Here is a 15,609-nt window from a genome sequence, read left to right on the forward strand (position 1 = left end):
CGCAGCCAACGCCTCGCTGCCGCAAGGTCGGTTCTCCGATGGCGGTCAGTCGCCGAACTTGGACGTGGCAAGCGCCGCGCGGCCATATTTGTTGTTGGCCTCGAGCAGCTTGATCAGCGTCGCCAGGAAGGCCGCGCGCTCTCGCTCGCCGAGCGTATCGAGCAATCGCTCCTGCGCCCGGCTCATCGCCGGATGCATGGCTGCCACCAGCTTTTCGCCTTCCGGTGACAGCCGCGCCAGCACCATGCGCTTGTCCTCGATGCTGCGGGTGCGCTCGACCAGCCCGCGCTGGGCGAGGCGCGTCAGCACGTCGGCGACATTGGTGCGGTCGATGCCGAGCGCCTGGGCAAGCGATATCTGGTCGGAATCGGGATTGCCCGACAAGATGGTCAGCAACCCGTACTGCACCGGGGTGATGCCGAAGCCTTCGCATTCCTCGAAGAACAAGGCGTAGTGGACCTGGTGCAGCCGGCGGATAAGATAGCCTGGCCGCTTCCACAGCGGCAGCCGCTCGATGAGTTGCTGCAGCTCGGGATTAGGCTCACGCAGTGCAGCAGCTGCAGCCCTCTTGTTCTGCGTTCCTTCAGTCTTTGCCGACTTGGCCACGCTCACATCCCCGCTTCTACCTAGCCCTTGTCTAGCCCTTGTCTAGTCCTTGCAGGACACTTGGGAAAGAGCGGTACCGCCTCATATTTTCGTTTGCTCAAACCGGCCGATCGAAAGGCAGACGACCACCGCCAAGCCCTTGCCTGGCAAGGTGTCACGCCTTGCGAATGCAATAAAAGGCGGTATACTGATGATTATTGGGAACACGGGAAAAGGAGAGCTCCATGGCCCAGGAACCGCTGGCGACGAAAGGCAACTTCCTCCACATCTACGACTTCCGCGTCGAAGCCGGGCGCGAGGAGGAATTCGTGCGCCTGTTCGAGGAATTCGACTATTCCGACGGCAACCCGATGCACAAATCCTGGGCCCAGGTGAAGGACGGCGTGCTGTGCCGCGACACCGAGGATCCGCAGCGCTTCTTCCTCATTGCCGAATGGTCCGACATCGTCGAGCACGCCAAGATCCGCAAGGTGCTGGCCGAAGAACTCAAGCCGGCTTTCGTCGGCCTGATCGAGGGCCGCAAGTTCGTGCCCAAATATGTCGAGGTCGTCTCGTCGACACCCGACGAGATCCTCAACGCCGCGGCACACTGACTGCTACAGCGATGCGCACGCTCTACACCTTCTTCAGGTCGTCGACCTCGTACCGGCTGCGCATCGCGCTGGCGCTCAAGGGGCTCGACTGGCAGCCCCGCTTCATCAGCCTGCCCAGGATGGATCATCGGACTGCCGACTACATGGCGCTCAACCCGCAAGGGCTGGTGCCGGCGCTGGTCGAGGACGGCAAGATCTTCGCCCAGAGCCTCGCCGTGCTCGAATATCTCGACGAGACCCATCCCGAGCCGCCGCTGCTGCCCGGCGATGCCGCCGGTCGCGCCTATATCAGGGGTCTCGCCCAGATCATCGGCTGCGACATCCACCCGCTCAACAATGTGCGTGTGCTGAAATACCTGAAATCGCGCTGGCGGCTTTCCGACGACGACAGCAACGAATGGTACCGCCACTGGATCGAGGAAGGGTTCCGCTCGTTCGAGGCGACACTTATGGCTGCCGGCAGACATGGCCGCTATTGCCTCGGCGACACCATCACCATCGCCGACATCTGCCTGGTGCCGCAGATGGCCAATGCCCGCCGCTTCGACTGCGATCTTTCCGCCTATCCGCTCTCGGTCGAGATTTCAGGCGCCGCTGCCGCCCTGCCCGCCTTTGAGGCAGCACATCCGAGCCTGCAGGCGGACGCGTTCTGAGTTTCCGGCGCGGCTGCCTTGGTCAGCGCTTGCGCGCGACGATGTATGGCCTGTTGTCGTTGCCCTTCGTCGCATGATTTTCCCTCGCGACGACCTCGAAGCCGGCGGACGAGATGAGCTTGACCAACTCCGCCGTGCTGAAGGCGCCGGCGTGGGGCGCAAGGCCGGTGGCACGCATCACCGGCAGCAACGCGAGCCGGATCAGCGGGTTCATGTCGCCGAGACACGGCGTCTTGGAGACGAACAGGCCGTCACTGGCGAGCAACGTGTGGATGCGCCGCAAAGTGCCGGGCAGGTCGCGCACCAGATGCAAATAGTTGAAGCCGAGAACGACCTCGAACTGTCCTGTGCCGAGTTCGGGCGTGTCCGCCGTCGCGGTCAGGAAATCGAGCCCCTTTATCGGGCACACCAGGCGCTTTTCCTCGGCGATCGCGATCATCGCCGGCGAGAAATCGGTCGCCAGATAGGTTTTCACGTCGCCGGCAAGCAGCATCGCCGTCGATCCGGTGCCACATCCAAGCTCCAACACCTGGTCGCCGGCCCGCAGAAGCGAACGGGTCCGATCCAGCGTGCGCGCATATCCATCCCGGTCGGCGACCGCCGATTTCGCATATCGGCGTGAGGACCGGTCCCAAAAACGGGTGTCGCTGGCAACGCTCATGCAGAATGCTCCTCCACCGCGACGGTAATGCTCTGACTAAACCGACAGCCTTGCGGCAACATTGCAGAAATGACTCGAACAACCTTTCGGCGTCTGGGCGCGAGCCGGTCGCTCCTGCGATTGGCGCAGATCATCGGTTGACGACATCGAAGCGACCACTGTCCGGCTCCGCGACTTCCTCGAGGCGGTAAGCGGTAAAATGCCGGCCACATTTCTGCGCGCGACTTTGCGCACTGTGCCAAATAGCGTGCAACATCTCGCTGAAGAGATCCGCCATGCGAGCCCGGTGTCGGCTATCTCGAGTTGCGCCAATCAAACAAAGACCCGACGTCGAGAGGGCTAGATGTCGCCTAGTGGGTTGAGGGCGCGGTTCACGGCGATCTGCTCCGCGTGGACTTCGCGATAGGTCGGATTGTCAGCAAAGAGCCTGCGGTGATTGTCCCACCATTCGTTGTCACGGATTCTCGGAGCCTTTCCCTTGACCGCCGCCGCGAGGGCGTGGCGGGTCTTGTCGGCATCGAAATCGCAGCAATATGCAGGCGTCAGCGGCTGCTGGCGCCAGGACTCCGCCAACGACCCGCCATCGACGGGATCAAAGCCGATTTCATTTATCAGTCTCATGACGATCTGCTTGCCACGCCCATCATCGCCAGCGACTGGAATTGCGAGACGTCCGCGTTCCCCTTCCGGCCTGCCGAGTTCGGCGAGGGAGTAAAACAAGATGCTGTTGAACGCCTTGAAGATCGGGCGCCCAAGCTGCAGCGAGACCCACACACTTTCCGGCATCCCGGCATCGATCTCAGCGATGTTTGGGTCGCGTATTCCGGGAAAATAATTGCTGACATCAATAATGACCACGTCGCCCGCAGCCCGCTCGAGCAAATCTTTCGGAAGCGTCGCCGCAGCCGGGAAAGGCATGGCAAGCAGCACGACGTCCGCGCCTTCGACCGCGCCATGGGTATCGGTCGACTGAACGCCGATTTCGGTCGCAAACGCCAGCGCCGCCTCTGCGCCACGCGAATTGGCCACGCTAACGTCATGGCCTTTCTCGCTCCATTTGCGCGCCAAGGTGCCACCCATCTCGCCAATGCCAATAACACCGATCTTCATTATCCTGCCTTTCGTGGGCGTCCGAATATGGGCCTTGTCCGGCTTTGGTTGGGATGGGATCTCGGTCGGATGAGCGTTTCGAGACCGGCAACGCCAGGTCTCAGCCGCGGAAGGCTTCTTGCCGCAGAACCAGGCCTATATGGACCCAGCGTTTCTTGCGGATCGGGTAGCCAAGCGATTTGAACAGCTTGTGGGTTTCATCGTCCTCACCATCTGGAAGGACAAGATATGCAGGCAAATACCTGCATGTCAATGTGCTTTTTTTGTGAGATCCGTTCCGCCCGTCAACTTCCGCTCACAGCGCAAGGCGGACTTTGGAGGATGCTAACGGGTTGCCGCTTAGCGCGCGCGTGGTGGTGACGTAGAGCGAAGCCAGGAACTCCCTCAAGGGAGCCTCACAAGGTAGCGATCGCGGGCAGACGAGCAGCGATTCAGGAGTTTGCTCGATCCTGTCGGCAAATTTCCAGTCGAGCTTCGCCATGTCCGAACCAGGTTAGTCGGCTACCGGGGTTTGAGCGTTGACCCAGCCCGCTCACGCCCGCCGTCGCTCGGTCACGGTTGCCTTGTCGTAGCCGGCGACCTTCTTGTAGCTGTTCGACAGCGCCGCCAGTTCGTCCTGGGTGATGACGTCGTCGAGTCGCGTGAAGGGCAAGTCGCCGGTGCGCTCATAGACTTCCTTGAGGATGACGTCGGGCGGGGTGGTGCGGTTGGTGCGTACCACGGTCGCCGTCGCCTCCAGCCGCTTGTCCTCATAGGCCTTGAGCACAGCCGCGACATCGCCCCCCGATGCAAAGCAGTCGGCAAGCGCACGTGCATCAAGGATCGCCTGGCCGGCGCCATTGGAGCCGCGCGGATACATCGGATGGGCGGCATCGCCGAGCAGCGTCAGCCGCCCAAAGCTCCAGCGGCCGAGCGGATCCTTGTCGACCATCGGATATTCGAGGATCGCCTCGGCACCACGGATCAGGCCGGGCACGTCGAGAAAATCGAAGCGCCAGTCGGCGAAGGCGCCGATGAAATCGTCGAGTTGGCCGCGGCGGTTCCAGTCCTGCTGGTGATAGTCGGGCGTCTCGATCTCGGCGACCCAGTTGATCAGCTGGCGGCCATCGGCATCGAGCTTGTTGCGAATCGGGTAGATGACCATCTTGCCATGCGTCAGCCAGCCGGCGCGGACATAGCTCGCGCCGCCGAGAAATGGCTGCCACCAGCTCGTGCCGCGCCACATGTTGACGCCGGAATAGATCGGGCCGCCATCGTCGGGCACGAGCTTGCGACGCACGACGGAGTGGATGCCGTCGCAGCCGACGATGGCCGCGCCATGCTGGACGGGCCGGTCCTCGCCGGTGCGGCCATCGACGAAGCGGGCGGTGGCTGCGGTATCGGACTGCTCGACATCAATGCATTTCCAGCCGGTGACGACGCATTTGGGGCCGGCGCGGTCGACCAGTGCGCGATACAGGATCTGCTGCAGGTCGCCGCGATGTATCTGGAACTGCGGGTAATCATAGCCGGCAAAGGTGCCGACCGGCTCCTTGTAGATCAACTGGCCGAAGCGGTTGAAGAAGCAGGATTCGCGCGCCGTGACCGCGACATCGGCAAGGGCCGCCTGCAGGCCAAGCTCGGTCAGCTCGCGGCTGGCATGTGGCAGGATCGAGATGCCGACGCCGATCGGTCTGATCTCCTGCGCGCTTTCATAGACGCGGAAGGGAACGCCCGCCTTGTGCAGCATCAGCGCCAGTGTCAGCCCGCCAATGCCTGCGCCGATGATCATCACGTCCATGTGGCTCTCCGATCAATTTAAGCAGTATACTGACTATATTAACCCGAAAGGCGTGTCCGTCGCCAATGCGGCGACTAGACGGCCTCGCGAAACGGCAGTTCGAATTCCTGGCGCGCGTTGCGGTCGAGGATTTCCTTGGCAAGTGCCGCCGCAACGCCCGTCGGCTCGTTGGCGGCACTGGTCAGGATGAACTCGACCTCCTCGAGCTGCGGCAGTTGCGGGCTTGTCGGCAGCACCATCAGCCCTGATGAGACCATGCTGCGTGGCTGGACCATGATGCCGAGCCCGGCGCGCGCCGCTGCCTGCAGTCCGCTCAGGCTGCCGCTGGTGCAGACGATGCGCCAGGGAATGCCCTTGCGGTCGAGCGCCTCGATCGCCGCGACGCGGGTGATGCCGGGGCGCGAGAACAGGATCAGTGGCAGCGGCTTGCCGGCTTCGACGACTGAGGGGTCGCGCGCCGCCCAGACCAGCCGCTCGGTACGCACGGCAACACCGCTGCGCGCCTCGCGCTGCTGGTTGAGCCCGACGCGGCGCTTGGCGATGACGAGGTCGAGCGCGCCTTCGTCGAGCAGATCGAACAAGGTGCTCGACAGCGCCACCGTCAATTCGAGCTCGACCGAAGGGTGGCGCTCGGTGAACTTGTGCAACACGTCGGCCAGCCGCGTGGTGACGAAATCCTCCGAGGCGCCGAAGCGGATGCGGCCACTCAGCCGCGCGCCCTGCAGGTAGCTGCGGGCGCGTTCATTGGCGTCGAGGATCGAGCGGGCGAAACCGAGCATCGCCTCGCCGTCGGGCGTCAGCATCACCGAATGGGTGTCGCGAACCAGAAGGCGCCGGCCGACGCTGACCTCGAGCCGGCGGATGTGCTGGCTCACCGTCGACTGGCCGAGCCGGAGATGCACTGCGGCTCCGGTGAAGCTGCGCGAGCCGGCGACGGCTACGAAGGTCTGGAGGAGTATCGGATCGAACATGATCCCTCCCTGTGTTCACGAAACGCAATGAGCATCATTTTTGTATGCGCCATTCACAATGCAACCGGCATTTGGCATACTGTATACAAATTTAGCTCGCTGCCAAGGGATCACGCGTTTGTTCGCACGTTTTCGTCCAGACACCTTCATCATGCTGATGATCGCCTGCATCGCGCTGGCTTCGCTGCTGCCGGCGCGCGGCAGTTTCGCCGGTCATTTCGGTACGGCGACCAACATTGCGATCGCGCTGTTGTTCTTCCTCCACGGCGCGCGGCTGTCGCGGGCGACCGTGCTGGCCGGCATGACCCACTGGCGCCTGCACCTGCTGGTGTTTTCGACCACCTTCGCGCTGTTTCCGGTAGTCGGGCTGCTGCTCGGCTTCCTGGTGCCGACGGTGCTGCCGGCAGCACTTTATGCCGGCGTGCTGTTCTTGTGTGTGCTGCCGTCGACGGTTCAGTCGTCCATCGCCTTCACCGCGCTAGCCGGCGGCAACGTGCCGGCCGCCGTGTGCTCGGCATCGGCCTCCAACATCATCGGCATGTTCCTGACCCCGCTGCTGGTCGGGCTGCTGTTTGCCAAGACCGGCGGCGGTGGAGTGTCGCTGTCGGCGATCGAAGGCATCATGCTGCAGCTTTTGGCCCCCTTCATCGCCGGCCAGATCGTCCAGCCCTGGCTGGGATCATGGCTTGGTCGGCACAAATGGCTGGTCACCATTGTCGACCGCGGCTCGATCCTGATGGTGATCTATCTCGCCTTCTCCAAGGCGATGGTCGCCGGCCTGTGGCAGCAATTGCCGCTGCAGTCGCTGGTGGTGTTGCTGCTGATCGCCGCCGTCCTTTTGTCGACAGTTCTGGCGATCACCATCTTCGCCAGCCGTTTTTTCGGCTTTTCCAGACAAGACGAGATCACCGTCGCCTTCTGCGGCTCGCACAAGAGCCTGGCCTCGGGCGTGCCGATGGCCAATGTCATCTTCGCCGGCCAGGAGATCGGCGCCATAGTGCTGCCGCTGATGCTCTATCACCAACTGCAGCTGATGGTCTGCGCCTGGATGGCACGGCGCTACGCCGAACGCACCGCCGTTGAACGCGCAACCGTCGCCGAGGCCCAAAGCGCGGCACAGTAGCCGCGCCGAAACCTAGATCTTGGTGGCGCCGCCGTGATTGGCGGGCAGCGAACGCGCCCTGAGCGGGGCGACCGAGGCGTGGCGCTGGAAGGTTTCCTCTTGTAGCACTTCGACCTTGTAGTTGGGCAGGTCCGAAAGCAGGCCGGCGACGCGGGTGAACGACCGTTCGAGTTCGCGCTCCTTGATCTGCCCGGCCTTCAGGCCGGCCGACATGAAGTCGATCATGCGCAAGATGACCTCGGTATCGGCCCAGTAGGCGCACATGCACAGCAGGTCGCAGCCGGCGTTGATGATGCGGATCGTCGTTTCCGGCTTGTCGAGGCGGTCGGAGATCGCCTTCATGCCGAGATCATCACTGACGACGATGCCCTCATAGCCCAACTCTTTGCGCAGGATGTCCTGCAGGATCACCTTCGACATTGTCGCCGGGATGCCCGGGTCGATCTGCGAGATGACGATGTGCGCCGTCATGATCATGCGCGTCTGCGCATCATTGAAATGGCGGAACGCCTCGAGTTCGCGGTTGCGAAAGGTTTTGGGGTCGACGTCGATGACCGGCAGCGAATAGTGCGAATCGACAGCCGTGTCGCCATGGCCGGGGAAATGCTTGGGGCAGCCGAGCACGCCTTCGGCCTGCATCGCGTCGAGGAACTCGCGCGCCGCCGGCACCACGTCCTGCGGCGTCGTGCCGAAGGAGCGCTGGCCGATGACGGGGTTGGCCGGGTTGGAATTGACGTCGACAACGGGCGCGAAATTGACGTTGAAGCCGAGCGAACGCAACTCGATGCCCATCGCCTTGCCGACATCGGCAGCTTGCTTGGGCCATTCGCGCGCATAGGCGAAAGGCGTGATCGGCGCCGGCGGCCGCAACACACCACCGCCCTCATGGTCGATCGAGATGATCACCTCGTCGCGCTCGATGTATTCGCGCACGTCGGCGAGCAGCCTGCTATGGTTGTCGAGCCAGTCTTCATAAGGCGCGTCGGGCAGGAAGTTGGCACGGAACAGCACAACGCCGGCAGGCTTGAGCAGCGACAGCAGTCGCTTGTCCTTGTCACCCAGCACATGGCCCGGCTGCAGGCCAATCAGGAACCGATGTCCAAAGGACGCTGGGCCGCGCCCGAGATCGAATGAGAGATCCATGCTTTGCCAACTCCGCCTGATGTCCAGTGCCAATATGTGGCAGACCGATGCAAACAGTTTCTTAGTGCAAGAGCACGGGATTCGGAATCGCTTTTGGATCCGCCGCCCCGCAAAAGATACGAGGCGGCATGCCAAGGGTGGCCGGAATTTCCGCTGGCCAGGTCGCCCTTCAGCTCCTTGCCCGTTCGGCGATCAGTTCGCCCTCGGCGCGGTCCGCCTCCGTCACCGACGTCATGCGCTTGAGGTGACGGGCGAACCAGGCGTTGAGGTCGTCCATCGAGGTGAACATGACCGGCACAACGACAAGGCTGAGCAATGTCGAGGTGATCAGGCCGCCGATCACAGCGACTGCCATCGGCGCGCGGAAGCTGGCGTCGGCACCGATGCCGACCGCCGCCGGCACCATGCCGGCGACCATGGCGATGGTCGTCATGATGATCGGTCGTGCGCGGGTCATGCCGGCCTGCATCAGCGCCTCGCGCCGCTCCATGCCCTGGGCGCGACAGTCGATGGCGTAGTCGACGAGCAGGATCGAGTTCTTGCAGACGATGCCCATCAGCATCAGGATGCCGATCGTCGATGACAGGTCAAGCGCAGCACCGTAGAGCAGCAGCGCAAGTGCTGCACCACCCAGCGACAGCGGCAGGGCGATCAGGATGGTAATCGGCTGCAGGAAGTTCTTAAACAGCAGCACCAGCACCGCCATCACCATCAGGATGCCCGCCACCAGCGCCAGCGCGAAGCCGCGGAACATCTCGCCCATTTCTTCCGAGGCACCATGTTTGACGTGAGCAACGCTGGCGGGAAGGTTCTTCAGCACCGGTAGCGCCTCGACGACCGCCAATGCGTCACCGATCGTCACCCCGTTCAAATTGGCCTCGACGGCCACCATGCGCTTACGGTCGAGCCGTTCAACCTTGCCTTCCTCGGCGCCGAAGTCGATGTCGGCGACCGACGTCAGTGGCACCACGGCGCCGCTATCAGTACCCACCCTGAGATTGCGCAACGTTTCGAGATCGCCGCGCGCCGACTTGTCGAGCAGCACGCGGATCGGCACCAACCTGTCACCGAGATTGAACTGGGCCGAATTGGCATCGGTGTCGCCGAGCGTCGCAATGCGCGCCACCGTGCCGAGCGACACCACTGAAACCCCAAGCCGGGCGGCCTCGTCCATGCGCGGCTTGACCAGCAGTTCGGGCGCCAGCGGCGCCTGGTCGGACATCACGTTGGCCAGTTGCGGCAGCTTGCGCATTTCTTCTTCGAGTTGGCGCGCGGCCAGGTTCAGCTCTTCGGGATTGTTGCCGGCCAGGAATACCGACAGCTCCTTGCCGCCGGTATCCGAGGCGAAGCCAAACTGAATATCAGGTATGCCGGCCAGGATCGGCAGGGCCGACAGCTCGAACTCCTTGCGGTTGAGTTCGCGTTCGCTGCGCGGCACCAGCCGGATGATGAGTTCCATCTTGCTGGCATCGCCGGTGGTGGCCAACACGCTCGCCACTTCCTTACGCTGCTTCAGCTGCCTGACGATCTCGTCGGCAACACGCGTGGTCTCCTCGATCCTGGTGCCCGGCGGCAGCGTGATGTTGGCACTCGACACATTGCTGTCGGTGCCGGGCACGAAGCCGGTCGAAAGCTGCGTCAGCAAGAAGACGGAGCCGGCAAAGAACGCCCCAACAAGTGCGAAGGTCGTCTTGCGGTGATCGAGCGTCCAGCCGAGCACGGCGAGATAGCGCAGCGACATCCGCGAAGGTTTGGCGGCGTGATGGCCAGCAGGTTTCGGCTGCAGCAGATAGGCCGCCATCAGCGGCGTCAGCAGGCGTGCCACGACCAGCGAGATCATCACGGCAACGGCGACGGTGATGCCGAACTGGCGGAAATACTGGCCGACGGCGCCGCCGATGAAGCTGACCGGCGCAAATACCGCAACGATGGTCAGGGTCGTGGCAACGACCGCCAGGCCGATGGCGTCGGCGGCCTCGATCGAGGCGAGATATGGTCGCCTGCCCATGTCGACATGGCGCTCGATGTTTTCGATCTCAACGATGGCGTCGTCGACGAGGATACCAATGACCAGCGTCAGCGCCAGCAGGCTGACGCCGTTCAGCGTGTAGCCGAGCAGATCCATGACCGCGAAGGTGGGCAGGATCGACAGCGGCATGGCGACTGCGGCGATCAGCGTAGCGCGCCAGTTGCGCAGGAACAGGAACACAACGAGCACCGTCAGGCCCGCACCCTCGAGCAGCGCGGTCACAGCGGCGTTGTAGCTCTCAAGCGTGTATTCGACATTGGAGATCACCTCGTTGAAGGCGACCTCGGGCGTGCGCGTGGTGATTTCGCCAAGCCGCTTGGTCACTGCGTCGGCCACGGCAGTGTCGCTGTAGCCCTTGGCGCGGAAGACGGAGAAGCCGACCACGGCTTCGCCATTGTAGCGGGCGAAGCCGCGGGCCTCTGTCGGTCCGTCGGTGATCGTGGCGATGTCGCTGAGCTGTACCCAGCGTTTGCCTGGCAAGGAGACCGAAAGATTGAGCAGTTGGTCGAACGAGGTGACGCTGCCCAAAGTGCGGATCGACTGCTCCCTGTCGCCGATCTCGCCACGTCCGCCAGGGACGTTGACGTTGATGCCGCGTAGCGCGGTGTTGACCTGGTCGGCGGTAACGCCGAGCGCCAGCAGCCTGTCGGGATCGAGCGAGACCGTAATCTGGCGGTTGACGCCGCCGAACCGCTCGACCTTCTGGACGCCCGGCACGGCAAGGAGCTCGCGGCTGACCATGTCTTCGACGAACCACGACGCGTCAAGCACCGACATGTTGGGCGCCTGCATCGTGAAGTAGAGGATAGCACCGCCTTCGACGTCGACACGCGAGATGATCGGCTCCTGCACCGACTGCGGCAGGTCGGACCTGATCTGGCCGACCGACTCGCGGACGTCGTTGGTGGCGCGGTCCGGATTGACGCCGATCTTGAACTCGACCGTCGTTGTCGACACGCCGTCCTTGATCGTCGAGCGGATGTTCTTGACCCCGGCGAGCCCGGAGATCGACCCTTCGACCTTGCGGGTGATCTGGCTTTCCATCTCGGCGGGGGCAGCGCTTGGCTGCGTCACCGCAACCGTGACGATCGGAAACGACAGGCTCGGATTGGCGTTGACTGGCAGGCGCATGAAGGCGGCGATACCGGCCAGCGTCGCCACGACGAACAGGACGATGGTGGGTACCGGCTTGCGGATCGCCCAGGCGGATATGTTGCTGATCATGGCCTGACGCTTCCGGTCTTGGCACCGATGTCGGTAGTGGCTACCACATCGCCATCACGCAGCGAGGCTCCGGCCTTGGCGACGACGACATCGCCTTCCTTCAAGCCGGCGCGGATTTCCAGCCTGCCATTGTCGCGCATGCCGGTCTGGACCGGCCGCAGGTCGACCTTGCCGTTCTCGACAACGAACACGGCGGTCTTGTCCTTGCCGCCATAGACCAGCGCTGAATCGGCGATGACGATGGCCTCGCGCTTCGCCACCACGACCGCGGCGCGGGCGAAGGCGCCGGGAAATAGCGCCGTATCGGTCTCGAAGGCGATACGTGCCACGCCGAGGCGGGTTTCGCGGTCGATCTTCGGCGAGATCAGCCTGACCTTGCCCGGGATCTTGCCGTCCCTGCCCGGCAGGCTCACCGAAGCGGCCTGGCCGACGGCCAGTCGCGGCAGCTCGCGTTCGGGGATCTCGGCCGCCAGCTCGACCTCGCAGTCGCGGATCAGGCGGATCAGCGGGTCCGCGCCGGTCAGCGCGCCGGCATTGGCATTGCGTTCGGAAACGACACCGGCGACAGGCGCGACGATGACGTTGCGTTCGACCAGCCGGCGGGACTCGGTGAGCTGGGCCACGGCCTGGTCGACTTCGGCCTGTGCCAGGGCGACGCCCTGGCGCTCGACAGCCTCGGTGGATGCTCGGTCGGCGAAGGCTTGCGTCGACAGGGCGCCCGACTGCTTGAGTGGTGTCGCACGCTGCAGCGCGGCCAAGGCTTGCGCCGCCTTTGCCTGCTGCTGGGCGAGTGCTGCATTGGCCCGCGCCAGGCGGCCTTCGCTCTCGCGCAGTTGGTTGTCGCGCATCGCTGTGTCGAGCCGCACGAGAATCTGCCCGGCCTCGACGCGGTCGCCGACCTCGACGTCGACGCTTGCTATGCGCTGCTCCTGGAACGGCGCGCCGACGGCGACTTCCTCGCGCGCCGCGAGAACGCCGGTGAACGACAGCGTCCACTCGGTCATGTCGCTGGCAACGACGAAGGTCGACACTAGGCGCTTGGCGGTTTCGGCGGGCACGGCGGCATTGGCAGCACTGTCAGCTGCCACAGGCATGACTGCGCTTGCCAGCAGCGCCACGGCAATTGCCGCGATGCCCGCCCGGCGGTGAAGGGAGTGCGTCATTTGTACAAACTTTCCACAGTCAGATGTCTCCGAAGAACGGCTGCCGCCGGCAACCTCCAAGCCAGCGCAACATTATTCGATTGATCAATCTAATATTTGGGCCAGACCCGTTTTCATGACCTGCCAAATGACAGGGCACCATTGCAGCAATCTGTCGTGACGACTGCAGCCGCGAGTTTTGTGCTGGCGGAAGAGTTTTGGTGCCGAAACATCAAGGGCCGCGAAAAAACGCGAGGCGCCCAAGAGGGCGGCAGGACAGCTGATCAGCCGCCATACAAACAGCTCTGCTGTGCTGGCAGATTAGCAGGCACCGGCCATCGCCAGAGCGCCCACGCGCTCCGGCGAGCCCGTCTAAACTGGGTAGCTAGCTGCCGCTATTTCTTGAAGTAAATCGAGCTGGCGATTTCTTCGACTGCTGGCCAGGCCTGCTCGACCTGCGCTTCATCCATCCGCGAGACCATTCGCAGCACGCGCCCGTCTTCCTCGATCGCCACATGCTGCGAGAATTGCTTGGTCTTACCGTTCTCGATGACTGTTCCCTTAATCAGAGATCCTTCGATGTTGGCGAAATCGACAAGCTCGTGCGTCTCGATTTTTGCCGTTTCGAAGCCATCCGTCTCTTTCAGCGCGGCTTCCGCCGTACCCTTCAGCTCTACACCGGCCTGCGTGGTTGAATAGGCAACAATCACCGACGGCTGGATACCCTCAGGATCGGCATCCAAGTCGCCGGCCATCATCAAAACGCTCGAGCCGGCGAGCGTCTGGATGACGCGAAATGGCGCGACAACGTCGATGTCAAACGGAAGCGCTGAAAGCTGGTTAGTTTCCGTGGCCGGTTCGCCGGAACTGATCGACGCAAAGGCCTGCTTGACGTCTGCTGCAGCAAGCGCATTGGCCTGCAGGATCTGGAAGGTGACCATGACGGTCTTTTCGCCGCCATAAAGCGCCATCCATTTATCCAGTGTGATGCCGTTCGCCTCTTGGGTGCCATGCAGCAGCGGTACGGTGTTGCCGTCGTCGGTAGCGAGTTCTTCCCACCCAGTGATGACTATACCCTTCTGCGCAAAGCCGGCCGCAGCCGTGTCTTGATTGGCAAAAAGTGTTGCCAACTGTCCCATGGCCTCGGCAGGGAACTCCAAGATCAGAAAACTGCCTTGCTTTTCCTGATGGGCGAAGCCGGCGAAATCCGGGGCGGCAGCAAAGCCTTCGGGCGGCGTCATTGTGACCGTGGTTCCGGGTACGGCATGCCCTTCCTGCGCATGGACAGGCAGTACCGGGCCGAGCAACCCGGCCGCAAGTGAAACCATGCCGAGCCAGCGGCTGCAGCCGGCTTTCTTAAGCATCACGAATGCCATGCATTTCCCCTCTCGCTAACAAGCGCCCGCCAAATGCTGGCAGGTATCCTGCTACAGTTCCGCTGCAATGCAAAGAGTAGCAATGCCAGGCTATTCACCCGATGCTTATGACCAGAATTGCAGCGCTACGCTGAATTTTCGACTACTTCGAGAGGGCTGGACAGATCAGGGTCGATACGTGGATATAGCGAGCAGTCGAGGGCCGATTCTTGTCGATGACTGCGGACGAAATCGCCAGCCACCCCGCGCTGCAGGAATTGATCCGGCGGCAGTCGCAGGCATTGCTGATGGCCTACGAGGCCAATCCCCGGCAGTCATCCGTCTTCGCCACCCAGCAGCGCTGGCTGATGGGTCATATCGGCTTCGCCCTGTACTTCAAGCGCGAGGACGGCGAGCCAGGTCTGCTGACGTCGCGCTTCCTCGATATGACCCAGGCCTATGCGGTGGCGAGCCGCAACACCGCCGACGCCTTCATCAAGGAACTGCTCAACTACGGCTACATCGAGTATTGCCCGGAGACCGACGACCGCCGGGCACGGCCCGTACGTCCCTCTCAGTCGACGATCGATGCCATACACGGCTGGGTCATGGTGCATCTGGCGACGCTCGACGGCCTCGACGGCGGCCAGCGTCTGGCCACTTATCTCGCAACATCAGACGGTCTGGACCGCATCGAGCCACTGATCTGCGACGGGCTGTTGTCTTCGCATGCTATCCGCGAGCCGGCCGACACCTTTTCGCTGTTCACCTGGCTCAACAATGGCGGCATCATCATGGACCGGCTGATCGCCGGGCTGGAAGAAGCCACCACCAATGCCGAGCAGCTGTCGACGAGCATCACCTCGATCACCGAAATGGGCTTGTGGCTGCAATTGTCGCGCTCGCATCTCGCCCGCAAGTTGCGCGAGGCCGAGAGCCTGGGCAGCATCGGCTGGCGCGGAAAGCGCGGCAGTTCGGTGATGTGGGTTTCCAGGGGATTCCTCGGCGAAATCGCCGCAGCACAGGCGGCCAAGCTCGCCGTGATCGACGCGGCGTACGAGGCCAGCCTTTCGCCGAAAATCGGCTAAGCACCCGCAATAACGGCCGAAATTCCTCCCAATAATAGTCAGCCTCTAACAATTGACCCCTTTTTTCGGCGGGCATAGGGTCCCGCTCATCCCGGCGCTTGGGGTTTTTGGGCGGGCGCCGGAGCTGAACT

General features: G+C 63.0%; 14 protein-coding genes. 4 read left to right on the forward strand and 10 right to left on the reverse strand.

Features of this window, described 5'->3' with window-relative positions:
• Positions 1-45: 45 nt before the first annotated feature.
• Positions 46-606, reverse strand: a complete 561-nt coding sequence (locus tag IHE39_RS19250; RefSeq protein WP_192567615.1) for a MarR family transcriptional regulator — start codon at positions 604-606, stop codon at positions 46-48.
• A 224-nt stretch (positions 607-830) separates the two neighbouring features.
• Here IHE39_RS19250 and IHE39_RS19255 point away from each other — a divergent pair, with 224 nt between their 5' ends.
• Positions 831-1,199 carry a hypothetical protein gene (locus IHE39_RS19255; protein WP_184769858.1) on the forward strand — a complete coding sequence of 123 codons (369 nt, stop codon included), beginning with the start codon at positions 831-833 and terminating at the stop codon, positions 1,197-1,199.
• An 11-nt stretch (positions 1,200-1,210) separates the two neighbouring features.
• Positions 1,211-1,852 (forward strand): maleylacetoacetate isomerase, encoded by a 642-nt coding sequence (gene maiA, locus IHE39_RS19260; protein WP_192567616.1) that lies wholly within the window; start codon positions 1,211-1,213, stop codon positions 1,850-1,852.
• A gap of 22 nt (positions 1,853-1,874) precedes the next feature.
• On the opposite strand, the gene IHE39_RS19265 is transcribed toward maiA, so the two are convergent.
• From IHE39_RS19265 to IHE39_RS19285, 5 genes are all read right to left on the reverse strand, one after another.
• The gene (locus tag IHE39_RS19265; protein ID WP_184769856.1) at positions 1,875-2,513 is read right to left on the reverse strand and encodes a class I SAM-dependent methyltransferase; all 639 of its coding nucleotides are present in this window, start codon (positions 2,511-2,513) and stop codon (positions 1,875-1,877) included.
• Between the two features lie 339 nt (positions 2,514-2,852).
• Positions 2,853-3,623, reverse strand: a complete 771-nt coding sequence (locus IHE39_RS19270) for an NADPH-dependent F420 reductase (RefSeq protein ID WP_184769855.1) — start codon at positions 3,621-3,623, stop codon at positions 2,853-2,855.
• Between the two features lie 295 nt (positions 3,624-3,918).
• Positions 3,919-4,104 carry a hypothetical protein gene (locus IHE39_RS19275; protein WP_184769854.1) on the reverse strand — a complete coding sequence of 62 codons (186 nt, stop codon included), beginning with the start codon at positions 4,102-4,104 and terminating at the stop codon, positions 3,919-3,921.
• A 51-nt stretch (positions 4,105-4,155) separates the two neighbouring features.
• A complete protein-coding gene (locus IHE39_RS19280; protein ID WP_192567617.1) occupies positions 4,156-5,403 on the reverse strand; it encodes a flavin-dependent oxidoreductase in 1,248 nt (415 codons plus the stop codon).
• 74 nt (positions 5,404-5,477) lie between these two features.
• Positions 5,478-6,374 (reverse strand): LysR substrate-binding domain-containing protein, encoded by an 897-nt coding sequence (locus tag IHE39_RS19285; RefSeq protein WP_067955049.1) that lies wholly within the window; start codon positions 6,372-6,374, stop codon positions 5,478-5,480.
• A gap of 151 nt (positions 6,375-6,525) precedes the next feature.
• On the opposite strand from IHE39_RS19285, the gene IHE39_RS19290 reads away from it, so the two are divergent.
• Positions 6,526-7,497, forward strand: a complete 972-nt coding sequence (locus tag IHE39_RS19290; protein WP_246485576.1) for a bile acid:sodium symporter family protein — start codon at positions 6,526-6,528, stop codon at positions 7,495-7,497.
• A 12-nt stretch (positions 7,498-7,509) separates the two neighbouring features.
• Here the strand turns inward: IHE39_RS19290 and IHE39_RS19295 are convergent, their stop codons facing one another.
• From IHE39_RS19295 to IHE39_RS19310, 4 genes are all read right to left on the reverse strand, one after another.
• Complete coding sequence (locus IHE39_RS19295; RefSeq protein WP_184769851.1) at positions 7,510-8,640, reverse strand: glycoside hydrolase family 3 protein; 1,131 nt, start codon at positions 8,638-8,640, stop codon at positions 7,510-7,512.
• Positions 8,641-8,809: 169 nt separating this feature from the next.
• The gene (locus IHE39_RS19300; RefSeq protein WP_192567619.1) at positions 8,810-11,893 is read right to left on the reverse strand and encodes an efflux RND transporter permease subunit; all 3,084 of its coding nucleotides are present in this window, start codon (positions 11,891-11,893) and stop codon (positions 8,810-8,812) included.
• Positions 11,890-13,056, reverse strand: coding sequence for an efflux RND transporter periplasmic adaptor subunit (locus tag IHE39_RS19305; RefSeq protein WP_192567620.1), 1,167 nt, complete (start codon positions 13,054-13,056; stop codon positions 11,890-11,892). The genes IHE39_RS19300 and IHE39_RS19305 overlap by 4 nt, the downstream gene beginning before the upstream one ends.
• A 374-nt stretch (positions 13,057-13,430) precedes the next feature.
• Positions 13,431-14,411, reverse strand: coding sequence for a hypothetical protein (locus IHE39_RS19310; protein ID WP_192567621.1), 981 nt, complete (start codon positions 14,409-14,411; stop codon positions 13,431-13,433).
• Positions 14,412-14,626: 215 nt separating this feature from the next.
• On the opposite strand from IHE39_RS19310, the gene IHE39_RS19315 reads away from it, so the two are divergent.
• Complete coding sequence (locus tag IHE39_RS19315; protein WP_343070110.1) at positions 14,627-15,478, forward strand: hypothetical protein; 852 nt, start codon at positions 14,627-14,629, stop codon at positions 15,476-15,478.
• Positions 15,479-15,609 lie beyond the last annotated feature (131 nt).

The organism is Aminobacter carboxidus, from assembly GCF_014863355.1.
Taxonomy (GTDB): Bacteria; Pseudomonadota; Alphaproteobacteria; order Rhizobiales; family Rhizobiaceae; genus Aminobacter; species Aminobacter carboxidus.